General features: G+C 64.8%; 13 protein-coding genes. 10 read left to right on the top strand and 3 right to left on the bottom strand.

All coding sequences use genetic code 11. The annotated features are described in order from the left end of the window. Nucleotides 1–8: 8 nt before the first annotated feature. The 3 genes from ABVQ20_RS23720 to tauA form a co-directional block, all read right to left on the bottom strand. Nucleotides 9–869 carry an ABC transporter permease subunit gene (locus tag ABVQ20_RS23720; RefSeq protein ID WP_354461896.1) on the bottom strand — a complete coding sequence of 287 codons (861 nt, stop codon included), beginning with the start codon at nt 867–869 and terminating at the stop codon, nt 9–11. Further along, a complete protein-coding gene (locus tag ABVQ20_RS23715) occupies nt 866–1,639 on the bottom strand; it encodes a taurine ABC transporter ATP-binding protein (RefSeq protein ID WP_354462258.1) in 774 nt (257 codons plus the stop codon). Before ABVQ20_RS23715 ends, ABVQ20_RS23720 begins: the two co-directional genes overlap by 4 nt. A gap of 107 nt (nt 1,640–1,746) precedes the next feature. Next, nucleotides 1,747–2,760, bottom strand: a complete 1,014-nt coding sequence (gene tauA, locus ABVQ20_RS23710; protein WP_354461895.1) for a taurine ABC transporter substrate-binding protein — start codon at nt 2,758–2,760, stop codon at nt 1,747–1,749. A gap of 207 nt (nt 2,761–2,967) precedes the next feature. Between tauA and ABVQ20_RS23705 the strand changes: the two genes are divergently transcribed. From ABVQ20_RS23705 to ABVQ20_RS23660, 10 genes are all read left to right on the top strand, one after another. After that, a complete protein-coding gene (locus ABVQ20_RS23705) occupies nt 2,968–3,318 on the top strand; it encodes a hypothetical protein (protein ID WP_354461894.1) in 351 nt (116 codons plus the stop codon). Between the two features lie 153 nt (nt 3,319–3,471). Then, complete coding sequence (locus ABVQ20_RS23700) at nt 3,472–3,948, top strand: RrF2 family transcriptional regulator (protein WP_354461893.1); 477 nt, start codon at nt 3,472–3,474, stop codon at nt 3,946–3,948. A gap of 31 nt (nt 3,949–3,979) precedes the next feature. Then, a complete protein-coding gene (locus ABVQ20_RS23695) occupies nt 3,980–5,314 on the top strand; it encodes an FAD/NAD(P)-binding protein (RefSeq protein WP_354461892.1) in 1,335 nt (444 codons plus the stop codon). 194 nt (nt 5,315–5,508) lie between these two features. Continuing rightward, nucleotides 5,509–6,933, top strand: coding sequence for a pyridoxal-phosphate dependent enzyme (locus ABVQ20_RS23690; RefSeq protein ID WP_354461891.1), 1,425 nt, complete (start codon nt 5,509–5,511; stop codon nt 6,931–6,933). Beyond that, the gene (locus ABVQ20_RS23685) at nt 6,930–8,105 is read left to right on the top strand and encodes a trans-sulfuration enzyme family protein (RefSeq protein ID WP_354461890.1); all 1,176 of its coding nucleotides are present in this window, start codon (nt 6,930–6,932) and stop codon (nt 8,103–8,105) included. Before ABVQ20_RS23690 ends, ABVQ20_RS23685 begins: the two co-directional genes overlap by 4 nt. A gap of 270 nt (nt 8,106–8,375) precedes the next feature. Next, nucleotides 8,376–9,347, top strand: a complete 972-nt coding sequence (locus ABVQ20_RS23680; protein ID WP_354461889.1) for a GlxA family transcriptional regulator — start codon at nt 8,376–8,378, stop codon at nt 9,345–9,347. A 237-nt stretch (nt 9,348–9,584) separates the two neighbouring features. Then, nucleotides 9,585–10,889, top strand: a complete 1,305-nt coding sequence (locus ABVQ20_RS23675) for a M24 family metallopeptidase (protein WP_354461888.1) — start codon at nt 9,585–9,587, stop codon at nt 10,887–10,889. Between the two features lie 346 nt (nt 10,890–11,235). After that, on the top strand, nt 11,236–11,916 hold the full coding sequence (locus ABVQ20_RS23670; RefSeq protein WP_354461887.1) for an isochorismatase family protein: 681 nt from the start codon (nt 11,236–11,238) through the stop codon (nt 11,914–11,916). A gap of 50 nt (nt 11,917–11,966) precedes the next feature. Then, on the top strand, nt 11,967–12,944 hold the full coding sequence (locus tag ABVQ20_RS23665) for an alpha/beta hydrolase (protein WP_354461886.1): 978 nt from the start codon (nt 11,967–11,969) through the stop codon (nt 12,942–12,944). A gap of 336 nt (nt 12,945–13,280) precedes the next feature. Further along, nucleotides 13,281–14,921: an ABC transporter substrate-binding protein gene (locus ABVQ20_RS23660; RefSeq protein ID WP_354461885.1), complete on the top strand. Its 1,641-nt coding sequence runs from the start codon at nt 13,281–13,283 to the stop codon at nt 14,919–14,921. Nucleotides 14,922–14,958 lie beyond the last annotated feature (37 nt).

Below are 14,958 nucleotides of genomic sequence, written 5' to 3'. Positions count from 1 at the left end.
GGTTCCGATCAGTCACGTCCCGCCCACGGGACGAGCACGCGCTCGATCCTGCGGATGGTGAATTCGAGCACGAAGGCGATGGCCGCGATCACCAGTATGCCCATCACCACCACGTCGGTGACGAGGAACTGGGCGGCTGACTGGATCATGAAGCCAAGCCCGCGCGTCGCGGCCACCAGTTCGGCGGCGACCAGTGTCGACCAGCCAGCGCCAAGCGCGATGCGCAAGCCCGTCAGGATCGCGGGCAGCGCACTGGGCAGGATGACAAGCCGGATCACCTGCACCCGCGTCGCACCGAGCGAACGGGCCGCATTGACGCGCTCCTGCGAGACGCCGCGAACGCCAGAGGCGGTCGACAGCGCCACCGGCGCCAGCATGGCGATGGCGATCACCAGGATCTTCGACGGCTCGCCGATGCCGAACCAGATGATGACCAGCGGCAGATAGGCGAGCGGCGGAATCGGCCGCAGGAATTCCAGCAGCGGATCGAAGATGCCGCGGCCGATCGTGCTGATGCCGATGGCCAGCCCGACGGGAACACCAACGACGATGGCCGCGATCAGCGCGGCAAACACCCGGCCCAGACTGGCGATGATATGCTGGGCGAGCGTCGCGTCGACGAAGCCGTCGCGGGCCACCACGATGAATTTGTTCCACACGGCAACGGGCGACGGCAGGAACACCGGCGACACCAGCTGCAGGCGGGCGGACAGCGCCCATATGGCCAGCACCGCCAGGATGGTGACGGCGCTGACCATGCGCGCCGAAACACCCCGGCGCGTCGGGCTTGGTCGCGACCATGGCACCGACAGGCCTTCGGCCTCATCGATCTTGTGGCTCGGCCGTTCCGTGTAGGAAGAAATGGTCATGCCGCCTCTCCCTCGAAGATCGCATCGGTCAACTCGCCGCGCGCCGCCGCGAAAGCCGGGTCGGCCTTGATCGCGCGAATGGCTTCGCCGGCCGCGTAACGCCGGCTGAAGCCGGGCTCGAAAGTCCGCACCACGCGACCCGGTCCGGGAGCCAGCACGACGATGCGGGTGGCGAGCACAAGTGCCTCCTCGATGCCATGCGTAACCATCAGCACGCCGACATGGCTTGCGGTCCAGAGGTCGAGCAACGTCGTCTGCATGCGCTCGCGCGTCAGGGCATCGAGCGCGCCAAGCGGTTCGTCGAGCAGCAGGAATTCGGGTTCGGCAGCCAGCGCCCGTGCGAGACCGACGCGCTGGCGCATGCCGCCGGAAAGCTCCCAGATGTGCTTGTCGCCGGCATCGGTGAGCTTCACCAGTGCCAGAAGCTCATCGGCGCGGCGTGCCCGCTCGCGTTGCGGGATGCCGCGCAGCCGCAGCGCGAAGGCGACGTTCTCGCGCGCCGTCAGCCAGGGAAACAACGCATCGTTCTGGAAGACCACGGCCCGGTCCGAGCCCGGCGAGGTGATCGGCTTGCCGTTGATGGCAGCACTCCCGCGCGCCGGCGCGACCAGGCCGGCGGCGACATTGAGCAGCGAGGTCTTTCCACAGCCCGAGCGGCCGACAAGCACGACGAAATCGCCCTTGGCGACATCGATCGACACCCGCTCCACGGCGGGGGCCGCCTGGCCCTCATAATGGACGGAAACTCTGTCAAGCACGAGATGCGGCATCAGGCCCTCGCAGAACATCGGATGGAAATCCACCTGCCCCGGACCACTCCTCGTCGGTGGGTCCGGGGCAGGCAGCACGCGGCGTCAGGGAAGAGAACCGCGCGCGTTCAGTTCGAGGCCAGCGCCTGGGTCACGTATTTCGACGAGACGTATTTCGAGTAATCGGGCAACACGGCGTCGATCTTGCCTTGTTCCTTGAGGAAGGCGGATGCGGCCTCGATCGCCTTGACCGTGCCGCCGCCCAGGAACTTGTCCGATGCCTGCTCCTCGAGCGTCGGGAAGACATAGCCCTTGAGCAACTGCGGCACCTCCTCCAGCTTGGCGCCGGTGACCTTGGCGATCTCCGCGGCTTGTGGCGATGACACCGACCACGCATCCGGCTTGGTGAGGTACTCGGCATAGGCTGCGCCCGTCACCTTGACGAAGTCGCGCACGGCTTCCGGATTCTTCTCGGCAAAGTCGGTCCGTACGATCCAGGCGTCGAAGGTCGGCGCACCCCATGCGGCGACCTGCGAGGAATCCAGTACGACCTTGCCCGTCGTCTTGATCTGGCCGAGCGCCGGGTCCCAGACATAGGCCGCGTCGATGTCGCCGCGCGCGAAGGCAGCCGCGATTTCCGGCGGCCGCAGATTGAGGATCTGCACCGACTTCGGGTCGACATTCTCGTGCTTCAGCGCGGCGAGCAGGCTGTAATGCGTCGTCGAGACGAAGGGCACGGCGACTTTCTTGCCGGCGAGATCGGCGACCTTCTCGACGCCGGCGCCATTGCGGGCGACAAGCGCTTCGGATTCGCCGATCAGGCCGACGACATAAATGGTCTGGATGGGAAGCTCGCGGCTGGCCGCCGCCGCCAGCGGGCTCGACCCGACATAGCCGATATCGACCGAGCCGGAAGCAACGGCGGCAATGACGTCGGCGCCGGAATCGAATTTCCGCCAGTCGATGACAGCCTTCGTCGCCTTTTCATAGGTACCGTCGGCTTGCGGCACTTTCGAGGGTTCGACGACCGTCTGGTAGCCGATGGTGATCTTGAGGTCCTGCGCTTCGGCCGGGCCGAGGAAGGCGGCACCGGCAAATGCCGCCGACGACAGGAGAATGATGCGTCGCGAAATGGTGGGCATGAAAGGCTCCGTGAAAACAGGGAAAACCGGATTGCCCATCCATAGTCGGTTAATTCTATCGCCGTTGTAGAGTTAAATCCTTCTAGTCGAAGCCGGGCCATTGGAAAAAAGTAACCTGTGGCGGGCATTCAAAGCGGATTCGGCGGCCGCCAAGGCGTCTTCGCCCGATCGCCGGCAGACCGGGTATACGCTACTCATGGAGATGCAATGCCTTTCTGCATCGCCGCCCCGACGTCCGCGATCGATGCCGTCGGCAATTTTCCATTCCGATGGCCGATCTGGCAAATTCCTGCCATTTTCCGCAAAGCAATTGAAAACGCTTTCCACGTGTTAGAGGGTAAGTATAGTATTCTTATCGACATAAGGGAATTGGAGAGGACGATGAGCAACAAGCACGCGATCTGCGATCGCCGCGGCACGCATCGGCCTCCGAGCTTACCAGTGCTGATGCAGGTAACCGATGCTCTCAGGGCCTTGGCGCCAAGCGATTGGGCGCTCCGCCGCATTTCTGTGTCCTGGATGGCACAAAGTCCGGTTAAAATGGCCACGACGGCCTGAAAACGAAGCAAAATCAACCTTTCTTGGCTTGTAGACAATGTCGCTAGAATTTATCTATGAAGGTGGGCTGGCCCTGGTGGCGATCCACCGGAGCACCCAGGATTTTGACGCGGATGGCCTTATGCCTTCGCATGACAGAGAAATTTTGATTTCATGCTCACAAAAAAGGGCAAGTACGGCCTCAAGGCGCTCGTTCATCTCGCGCAGCTGCCCGCCGGAGAGCTTGCTTTCGTCAACGACATTGCGGTGGCCAACAATATCCCGAAGAAATTCCTCGATGCCATCCTGGGCGAGTTGCGCAATGCCGGCTTCGTCCAGAGCCGCAAGGGCAAGGATGGCGGCTATCGCCTCGCCCGGCCGGCCGATGAAATCAAGGTCGGCCACGCCGTGCGCGTCCTCGACGGGCCGCTGGCCCCCATTCCCTGCGCCAGCCGCACCCAGTACCAGCGCTGTGAAGACTGCAATGAGGCGACATGCCAAGTCCGACACCTGATGCTGGAAGTGAGGCAGGCAATTGCCGAAGTGCTGGACAACCGCAGCCTCGCCGAGATGCGCGACATCGGGCTCGACGACCTTCCGGTCGCGAGGGGCATCGACGACCTTCCGGTCGCGGTGAAGGTCCAGGCCTGACGCTGGCGCTTCGCACACGGCTGGCATACGCATGACCGGGCGCGCGAACTCCATCATCATCGTCGGCGGCGGCGCCAGTGGCGTCGTGCTGGCCGCGCATCTGTTGAAATCGCCCAATCCCGATCTGCGTGTGACGCTGATCGAGAAACGCCCGCATTTCGGCCAGGGCATCGCCTATTCCACGCTGCTCTCGGCGCATGTGCTCAACGTCGCCGCGACAGGCATGAGCGCCTATGCCGATGATCCCGGCAATTTCTGGCGCTGGCTGCTGGAACGCGGCCTTGCTACGGCGGATCAGGCGCCGGTCTATGCGCCGCGCAGCGTCTATGCCCGCTACCTCGGCGAATTGCTCGACGATCTCGAGACGCGAGAGCAGCAGACCGGGCGGCTTCGACTGATCCGCGAGGAAAGCCGGTCGATCACGCCAACCACGTCCGGCGTCGAGGTGACCCTGGCCAACGGCACCAGCGTCGTCGCGCATCTGGCCATTCTGGCAACCGGCCATGACGAGATGCCAGCCCAGGGGCACGCCATAAGGATGGGGTCGGAAGCCGATACCGCGCTTCCCCCCGAAGCCAGCGTCATGGTGCTGGGCACGGGCCTGAGCATGGTCGACGCATTCCTGGCGCTCGAGCAGCGTGGCCATCGCGGCGACATCATCGCGGTGTCCAGGCGCGGCCTGCTGCCGTCGCCGCATCGCAAGGGCAACCCGATCAAGCTCGACGTCGCCGACATTCCCCTGGGCACCCAGCTTTCCTACTTCGTCGGATGGTTCCGCGACCTGATCCGGGAGAACCAGAAGGCAGGCAGGGACTGGCGCGACGTCGTCGACGGATTGCGGCCGTTCAACCAGAAGATCTGGCAGAATTGGCCCGCGTCCGCCAAGCGCCGCTTTGTCGAACACACCAAGGCCTGGTGGGATATCCACCGGCATCGCATGGCGCCGGAAGTCTACGCCCGGGTGACCGAAGCCGTGCAATCCGGCCGCATTCGGCTTGTCGCTGGCCGTGTGGTCGGCATAGAGGCTGATGACCAGTTCGCGGTACAGGTCCAGTCGCGCCACACCCAGCGCCTGGAAACATTCGAGGTGGCCCGCATCTACGATTGCAGCGGCATCGTCCGGGACATCTCGACCTCGTCGAACAGTGTGGTGCGCTCGCTGGTCGACCGTAGGCTGGCGCGGCCTGACCCCATGAGGATCGGTCTCGATGTGTCAGCCAATTGCGAAATCATTGCCGGCGACGGCGCGGTATCCAAAAAGATCCTCGCCGTCGGCCCGCTGACGCGCGGCACGTTCTTCGAGATCGACGCCATTCCGGACATTCGTGTTCAATGCGCCAGGCTGAGCAAGCAGCTGCTGGGCTAATTTAGAGTTGTTGCTGAGATCGGCGCTGCCCCGCGGCCTTGCAGCGATTTGCCCAAAACGCGATTCTGGAATTTCATTCCGCATCTGGCCGGTTGATTGGCACGATCTATCTTCTTTCCCGCGACAAACGGCTGGAAAAGAGGATAGGCTGCCGCTCTGCCCCGAGGCGGCTGCTTGACCATGGAGCATCGAGCATGAGCGAGCACAAGTCAGCCGCACCCGACAGCGCATTCACCCGCCTGCGTCCGCCCTACAAGTCGGTTCTCGACCTGATCGGCCAGACGCCGGTGGTCGAGCTGACCAAATTCGACACTGGAAGATGCCGGCTGTTCATCAAGCTCGAAAGCCAGAATCCCGGCGGGTCGATCAAGGATCGCATCGCGCTGTCGATGATTGCCGCCGCCGAGAGGGAGGGCAAGCTGCGGCGTGGCGGCACCATCGTCGAGGCGACGGCCGGCAATACCGGGCTCGGCCTCGCCCAGGTCGGCATCCCCAAGGGCTACCGCATTGTGCTGGTCGTGCCCGACAAGATGTCGCGCGAAAAAATCCAGCATCTGCGCGCGCTCGGCGCCGAGGTGCGTATGACCCGCTCCGATGTCGGCAAGGGCCATGCCGAATACTATCAGGACATGGCCGAGAAGATCGCGGCGGAAGTGCCCGGCGCCTTCTATGCCAACCAGTTCGCCAACCCGGCCAATCCGCTGGCGCATGAGACCACCACCGGTCCCGAGATATTCTCGCAGCTTGATGGCGACGTCGATGCGGTGGTCGTCGGCGTCGGCTCGGGCGGCACGCTGACCGGGCTTGGCCGCTACTTCGCCAAAGTGTCGCCCAAGACCGAAATGGTGCTGGCCGATCCCGTGGGCTCGGTGCTGGCGCCGCTGATCAAGACCGGCAAGATGGAAGAGGCCGGCAGCTGGACCGTGGAAGGCATCGGCGAGGATTTCGTGCCGCCCAATGCCGACCTGTCGCTGGTCAAGAAGGCCTATGCCATCCCCGACAAGCAGAGCATGCTGGCGGTGCGCGACCTCCTGTCGAAGGAAGGTATTCTCGCCGGCTCGTCCTCGGGCACGCTGCTGTCCGCCGCCCTGCGCTATTGCCGTGAGCAGACGGTGCCAAAGCGCGTCGTCACCTTCGTCTGCGACAGCGGCAACAAATATCTGTCAAAGGTGTTCGACGATTTCTGGCTGGCCGAGCAAGGCCTTGCCGAGCAGGAGCAGCATGGCGATCTGCGCGACCTGGTGATGCGCTCGCATCGCACCGGCGATACGGTATCCGTGGGTCCAGACGAAAGCCTGCTCAACGCCTATGGCCGCATGCGCCGCTCGGATGTCTCGCAATTGCCGGTGCTGGAAAATGGCAAGCTTATCGGCATCGTCGACGAAAGCGACATCCTGGCGAAGGTCGACGGCCCCCATGACGGCCGCTGGGAGCGCTTCAACGGCCCGGTGCGCACGGCGATGACCTCCAACCTACACACGCTGCAGGCCAGCCAGACGCTGGACGCGCTACTGCCGGTGTTCGACCGCAACGAGGTCGCCATCATCTTCGACGGCGACGAGTTCGTCGGCCTGATAACCCGCATCGACCTGATCAACCATTTGAGGCGCGCACGATGACCATCAACGTATCTGGCAAGAACCGCCTGGCCTTTTCCACCCGCACCATCCATGGCGGCCAGAGCCACGACCCGTTGACCGGCGCGGTGATGGTGCCGATCTATGCCACCTCGACCTATGCCCAGCAGTCGCCCGGCGTGCACAAGGGCTTTGAATATGCCCGCAGCCAGAACCCGACCCGCTTTGCCTTCGAACGCGCCGTGGCCGATCTCGAAAGCGGCACGGCAGCCTTCGCCTTCGCGTCCGGCCTGGCGGCGATCTCGACGGTGCTGGAGCTGCTCGATTCCGGCGCCCATATCGTCGCCACCGACGACATCTATGGCGGCTCCTTCCGCCTGATGGAGCGGGTACGAAAACGCTCGGCCAATCTGCAGGTCAGCTTTGTCGATTTCACCGACCTTGCCGCCGTCGAGGCGGCGATCCGACCGGACACGAAACTGCTCTGGGTCGAGACGCCGACCAACCCGCTGCTGCGCATCGTCGACCTCGAAGGTGTCGCCGCCCTTGCCAAGCGCAAGGGAGTGCTCACGGTCGCCGACAACACTTTCTGCAGCCCCTATATCCAGCGCCCACTGGAGCTCGGCATCGACATCGTCGTCCATTCGACGACGAAGTATCTCAACGGCCATTCCGACATGGTCGGCGGCGTCGCCGTGGTCGGCGACAACAAGGACCTCGCCGCCCAGCTGAAATTCCTGCAGAACGCCATCGGCGCCATTTCCGGCCCGTTCGACAGTTTTCTGGCGCTGCGTGGTTTGAAGACGCTGGCGCTGCGCATGGAGCGCCATTCCGCCAACGGCCTCAAGATCGCGCAGTGGTTGGAAACCCGCAAGGACGTGCGCCGCGTCATCTATCCCGGCCTCGCCAGCCACCCGCAGCACGCCATCGCCGTCCAGCAGATGCATGCCTTCGGCGGCATGATCACGGCCGTGCTCGATCGCGACCTCGCCGGCACGAAACGCTTCCTCGAGCGGACGCAGCTGTTCACCCTGGCCGAAAGCCTGGGTGGCGTGGAAAGCCTGATCGAGCATCCCGCGCTGATGACGCATGGGTCGATCCCGGCCGAGAAGCGGGCGGAGATCGGTATATCGGATGCGCTGGTGCGCTTGTCCGCGGGCATCGAGGACGGCGATGATCTGATTGCGGATCTGGAGCAGGCGCTGGGGGGATAGGGGACCGCGGCGTTCCCATTGGGCGAGCCAATCTCGAAAGCCAGCGCCGCCCCTCACCTGCCAGCCGGCATCCTCTCCCCGTAAACGGAGCGAGGGACGCTGTCGTCGCCGGTTTCGCCAATCGCCGGCGGCAGCGGTTGGCCCCTTTCGCCCCGTTTACGGGGAGAAATGCCCGGCAGGGCAATGAGGGACAGCGCTGACGTCTCATGGTAATGGACCGACCATCGGCGCTGTTGACCCCGGACGCCAATCGCCCGAATTGTAGCGCCCATGCCCACGTGCGAACCACCAAAGCCCACGGAAACTCCCATCACCTTCGCCATACTGGTGTTCCCCGGTTTCCCAATGATGGCGTTCAGTTCCGTCATCGAGCCGCTGCGCGCCGCCAACATCCTGGCGAAACGGCAGTGCTATCGCTGGATCATCGTCGGGGCGACGCAAGGCCCGGTCGAGGCCTCGAACGGCGTCGTCATCCAGCCGGGCTTTTATGCCGAGGATGCGCCGAAGGTCGATCGCATCGTCGTCTGCTCCGGGGGTGACGCCGATCATCTCGTTGCCGAGGATGCCGCAAGCTGGATCCGTCGGAGCCTGCGGGGCGGCGCCCATATCGGCGCGGTGGCGGATGCCGCCTTCTTCCTCGCCCGCGCCGGCCTGCTCGACGGCCATGCCTGCACCTTGCACTGGACCAGCCAGGCGGCCTTCACCGAGGCCTTCCCCAACATCGAGCTGCGGCGCGACCTCTATGTCATCGACCGCAAGCGTTTTACTTCGGCTGGCGGGGTCGGCAGCCTCGACATGATGCTGGAGATCATCACCCGCGACTATGGCGCCGAGCTTGCCGCCGGCGTCGCCGAATGGTTCGTGCACAGCCAGTTGCGGTCGAGTGTCGACCGCAAGCTGATGCCGCTGCGCCTGCGCACCGGCGTCCAGAACGAACTGGTACTGTCGGCCATCGCCATCATGGAGGACGCGGTGGAGGAGCGGCTGGGCATGGCGGAACTGACCGCGCGGCTCGGCGTCTCCTCCGACAAGCTCGAACGCTCCTTTCGTTCCGAACTCGCCATCTCGCCCAATGGCTATTACCGGCGGCTCAGGCTGAAACGCGCCGCCGATCTGCTGGCGCATTCGACGCTCGCCGTGCGCGACGTGGCGCTGGCCTGCGGCTTCGCCTCGATGTCGAGTTTCGCGCGGGCGTTTCGCGAGGAGCATGGGCACCCGCCGAAACTGGCGCGAAGGCATTAGAGCCAGCACTTTATAAGGACCCCCTCTTCTCCCCGCTGGGGAGAAGAGGGGGTCCGAAGGACGGGCAAGACACGTGGCTCGCCCCGGAATGGTCAGCCGAGCGAAGCGGAGGCTGGGGCAGCGCCATACGTTGCAGGTCCAGCGGCATCCTGCACAACATACGCGGTTTTCCGCACAATCCTTCCGCCGCTCCTGCGCCATGGTCAGCGCTCAAAACCCACCCAAGGCCAGGCACCCATGAGCATCGTCGTATTCGAACCCGACAGCACCGAAGACGTGGACTTCAAGGACCGCATGCGCCACCCCGCCGCCGCCGATCCGGCCGGCGGCATGTGGCTGTCCGACACCGAGCCGTCCTTCATCGATGCCGACGCGCTGCGCAAGGGACGGCTGGCAAAACTGCGCGGCTGGATGCGCGAGGCCGGCTATGGTGGCGTCGTGCTGTTCGACCCCTACAACCAGCGCTACGCCACCGGCTCGCGCAACATGTTCGGCTATTTCCTGCGCAACTCCACCCGCTATTTCTTTATCCCGACCGTTGGGCCGATCGTGCTGTTCGAATACCCGCAGAGCTATCATGTCTCGATGGTGCTCGACACGATCGACGAAGCGCGTCCCTCCAAGCTCGTCTGGTCGTCGGTCTCTGGCCGCGACGATGAAACCGCCGGTCCCTTCGCCGACGAGATCGCCGAGCTCCTGAAGAAGCATGGCGGCGGCTCGATGAAGCTCGGCCTCGACCGCTGCAGCCATCTGCAGGCGCTGGCCCTGGAAAAGCGCGGCTGCGAGGTGCGGGATTGCCAGGGTGAGATCCTGGCTGTGCGCGCCGTGAAGACGCCCGAGGAAGTCAAATGCCTGCAGGTGTCGATGGCCGGCGCCGAGGCCGCCGTCTATGCGGTGCGCGAGGCGATCAAGCCCGGCGTCTCCGAAAACGACCTGTTCGCCATCATGTATGGCGAGGTCATTCGCCAGGGCGGCGAGTTCATCGAGACCAGGCTGCTCACCTCCGGCCAGCGCACCAATCCGTGGTTCAACGAGGCCAGCGGCCGCAAGATCCGGCCGGGCGAACTGCTGGCGCTCGATACCGACACGATCGGCTGCTACGGCTATTATTCCGATTTTTCGCGCACCTTCCGCTGCGGCCCGGGCAAGCCGACCGACTACCAGAAGTCGCTCTACCGCATGGCGCACGACCAGGTTCAGCACAACATTTCGATCGTCAAGCCCGGCATGGCTTTTCGCGAGATCGCCGAGAAGGCGTGGAAAATCCCGGACCGTTTTGTCGACCAGCGCTACACCTCGGTCATGCATGGCGTCGGCATGCATGGCGAAACACCGTTCATCGCGCATGCCATGGACTACGCGACCTATGGCCGCGACGGCCATATCGTGCCAGGCATGGTGGTGAGCGTGGAAAGCTATATCGGCGAGAAGGGCGGCCGCGAGGGCGTCAAGCTGGAGGACGAGATCCTGATCACCGACACCGGCACCGAACTTCTGTCGCGTTTTCCCTATGAGGATGAGTTTCTGGAGAAACAGCTTTGATGCTGGTTTCGCATCTTTTGACGACTGGCGCGAACGCCCATCCCTTCGTCATCCCAGGGCGAAGCAAGGAGCGCAGCGACGCGGCGCGGACCCTGGTATCCATGCCGCGACTTCAGCGCGCCGCAACGGTGCAAGTTCTGCCCTGCTGCACTCCTCGGCCAAGGTCACGGCATGGATCCCAGGGTCTCCGCGACGGAGCTTCGCTCCTGCTTCGCCCTGGGATGACGAAGGTGGGGGTGCTTCGGCCGATCACCGCTGCTTGCACCAGTTCGCAGAAGGGGGCGACGTCGGCGTTTGACCAAGCAAGGCCGTCCATCCATGACGAAGCCAAGACCCTAGGCGCAGCATGAAAAGCCCCATCTCCATCAAGCGCGGCACGGTGGCCGCTGTCTTCATCGACCTGCAGGAAGAGCACCGGCAGGACCCGCGCTATCTGGTCGAAGGCTTTGCCGGCGTCCTCGCCAACGTCAGGCGTCTGCAGGCGGCGGCGCGGCAATACCATGTGCCGCTCTACCACTGGGCCTACATCGTCGATCTCGACAAGCAGGACCGGCCGTTTCATCCGCTCGATGCCGACGGCAAGTCGGCCTTCTCCGACAAGAGCGATCCGCTGACCGCGATCTGCCATGAGGTGGCGCCCGCCGATGGCGAGGCGCTGCTGATCAAGGCCGAGGCCAGTGCCTTCCGTTCGGGTCCGGCGACCGGCGATCTCAGATCCGCCGGCATCGAATGGCTGGTCGTCGCCGGCGTGTGGACCGAGGCCTGCATCGACGCGTCGGTCAAGGACGCGGTGGCAGGGGGATTTCGCGTGCTGCTGGTCAAGGATGCCTGCGGCAGCGGCAGCGCGGCCATGCACCAGACCGGCATCCTCAACCTCGCCAACCGGCTCTATGGCGGCGCGGTCGTCGATACCGACGCCGCCTGCCGGTTGCTCGCCGGCGAGACGGTCACCGCCTGGCAGGTCGAGGGCTCGGTGCCGCTGCGCTTCACCTTCGACAACGCGGCCCGGCTCTACGCGGAGCTGTAATGGCGCCCAAAGGCATGCCCCCAGCCCAAAATGTGCAGCGGGACAACCCCATGCCCAGGCAAGGAGCCGAGCAGACTGAAATGACCAGTCGCGGCAAATATCAGACGCGGCTCGACCCAAGCCTGTGGGCCTATATCGATGCGGTCAACGCCTGGTATCCGCCCGAGGTCATCGGCCTGCCCATCGACAAGCAGCGCGCGGTCTATGACAAGATGTGCCGGGCCTTCCACCGGGGGCCGCCGTCCGGGCTGAGGGCCAGCGACGGTCTGATCGCCGCTGCCGGCCGCGACATCCCGGTCAGGCGCTACCAGCTGGCCGACAGGGCGACCCCAGCGCTTGTCGTCTACTATCATGGCGGCGGCTTCATCCTCGGCGGGCTCGACAGCCATGACGACATCTGCGCCGAGCTCTGCGCGGGCACCGGCTTCGACGTACTGTCGGTCGACTACCGGCTGGCGCCCGAGCATCTCCACCCCGCCGCCTTCTACGACGCGGTTGCCGCTTTCGAATGGGCGGCGACAACCGGCCTGCCGGTGGTGCTGTGCGGCGAAAGCGCCGGCGGCAATCTCGCGGCCGCGGTGGCGCAAGCGACGCGCCGCCACCCGCGCGCCGCGATCGGCCAGGTGCTGATCTATCCTGGCCTCGGCGGTGACGAGACCGCCGGCTCCTATATCGAGCACGCCGACGCGCCGCTGCTGTCGGTGCACGACATCGCCTTCTACAGCGATGTCCGCTCGGCCAAGCGGCAATCACCGGCTGACCCGTCCTTCTCGCCGCTGCGCGACAGCGATTTCTCCGGCCTGCCGCCGACCGTGATCATCACGGCCGAATGTGACCCACTGTCGTCGGATGGAGAAGCCTACCGCGACGGCATCCTGGCCGCCGACGGCAAGGCGTGGTGGCACGAGGAGAAACGCCTCGTGCACTCCTTCCTGCGCGCCCGCACCACGGTGCCGGCCGCGGCGGATGCTTTTGCGCGGATCGTTGCGGCGGTCGGTGCGCTGGGCCGGGGTGATTGGCCGTATTGAGGCGCATCGGCGGAGCGCCAATCTCCCCCCTTGAGGGGGAGATGCCCGGCAGGGCAGAGGGGGTCCCCGCGCGTGAAGCGCCAGCATCATCTTTTGAAGGCAGGACGTCTGAAGGTAGGGCGTCGCGTCCAGTCGTGCCGACCCCCTCTGTCGCCTTCGGCGACATCTCCCCCTCGAGGGGGGAGATCGGCGCCACGCCGATTGGCCCTGCGGAGCACCGCACAACTCCTGCGGATTCCCGAACACTCCCCAACGTCACCCCGCCCTATCATTCGCCCATCAGGCAATGGCGTCCCGGCGGTCGCGTCCGCCCCGCCCAACAACAGGGGAACGACGATGAAGTTCATGCTGACCGACCGCAAACTGCACCCGCAAGCCAAACCCGTCGCCGAGGATTTCAGGAAAGGCGGCATCAACCGCCGCGAATATTTCGCTCTGATGGCCGGCCTCGGCGTCAGCGCCGCCGGCGCGCTGGCGCTCGGCGGCCTCGCCCCCACCCCTGCCCGCGCGGCCGAACCCAAGCGTGGCGGCGTGCTGCGTGTTGCCATGAACGTCAAGGGTTTCAAGGACCCGCGCACCTTCGACGGCGTGGAAATGTCCAATGTCGCGCGCCACTGCAACGAATATCTGGTGCGCTGGAACACCGACTTCACCTTCGAGCCCTGGTTGCTGGAAAAGTGGGAGATGAGCGACGACGCCAAGACGCTCACGCTGCATGTGCGCAAGGGCGTCACCTGGTCGAACGGCGACACCTTCAACGCCGACGATGTCGTGCACAATCTCACCCGCTGGTGCGAGGCCGGCGTCGCCGGCAATTCGGTCGCCGCGCGCATGGGCGCGCTGGTCAATGCCGACACCAAGAAGGTGGTCGATGGCGGCATCCAGAAGGTCGACGACTTCACCATAAAGCTCAATTTGCCGAAGCCCGACATTTCGCTGGTCGCCGGCATGGCCGACTATCCGGCGCTGATCATGCACCGCTCCTATGAAGGCGACGGCGACCCCAGGAAGGCGCTGGCCATCACCACCGGCCCCTGCGAACTGGTCAGCTGGGACGCCGAGACGGGCGCCGAGGTGAAGCGCAAGGACAAGCCCTGGTGGAAGGGCGCGTTCTGGCTCGACGGCATCAAATGGGTCGATTACGGCTCCGACCCCAACGCCATGCTGTCGGCCTTCGAATCCGGCGAGATCGACACCGACCACGAAACCGCCTCCGATGCGGTGTCGCAGACCGGGAAGATGGGGCTGAAGAATTCCGAGATCGCCACCGGCTCCACCATCGTCGCCCGCTTCAATGTCGGCAACGCGCCCTATGACGACGTCAAGCTGCGCCGCGCCGCCCAGCTCGCCGTCGACAATTCCGCCGTGCTGAAGCTTGGCCTCGATGGTCGCGGAAAACCCGCCGACAACCACCATGTCGGCCCCATGCACCCCGAATATGCCGATATCGGCCCGGCCAAGCGCGATGTGGACGAGGCCAAGAAGCTGCTGGCCGCCTCCGGCAAGGCCGACCACGAATACGACCTCATCTCGGTCGATGTCGAATGGCAGAAGAGCACAGCCGACGCCATATCGGCGCAGATGCGCGAGGCCGGCCTCAAGATCAAGCGCACCGTGCTGCCCGCCGCCACCTTCTGGAACGACTGGAGCAAATACCCTTTCTCCTGCACCGAATGGCTGGGCCGCCCGCTCGGTGTCCAGGTGCTGGCGCTCGCATACAAATCCGGCGCCGCCTGGAACGAAAGCGCCTACGCCAACAAGGAGTTCGACGCGCTGCTCGACAAGGCGCTGGCCATGCCCGACGCCGTCCACCGCAAGGAGATCATGGCCAAGATCGAACAGAATCTGCGCGACTCCGGCATCATCATCCAGCCCTACTGGCGCTCCGTCTACCGCACCTACCGCAAGGGCGTCGAAGGCTGCGAACAGCACCAGGCGCTGGAGCAGCATTTCGAGAAGGTTTGGATTGAGGGGTGAGGTGCCTTGGAGCCGGCTGACGCTCATTGCGGAAGTC

This window comes from Mesorhizobium shangrilense (assembly GCF_040537815.1).
GTDB classification, from domain to species: Bacteria; Pseudomonadota; Alphaproteobacteria; order Rhizobiales; family Rhizobiaceae; genus Mesorhizobium; species Mesorhizobium shangrilense.
This window is presented reverse-complemented; position numbering and strand designations above follow the sequence as displayed.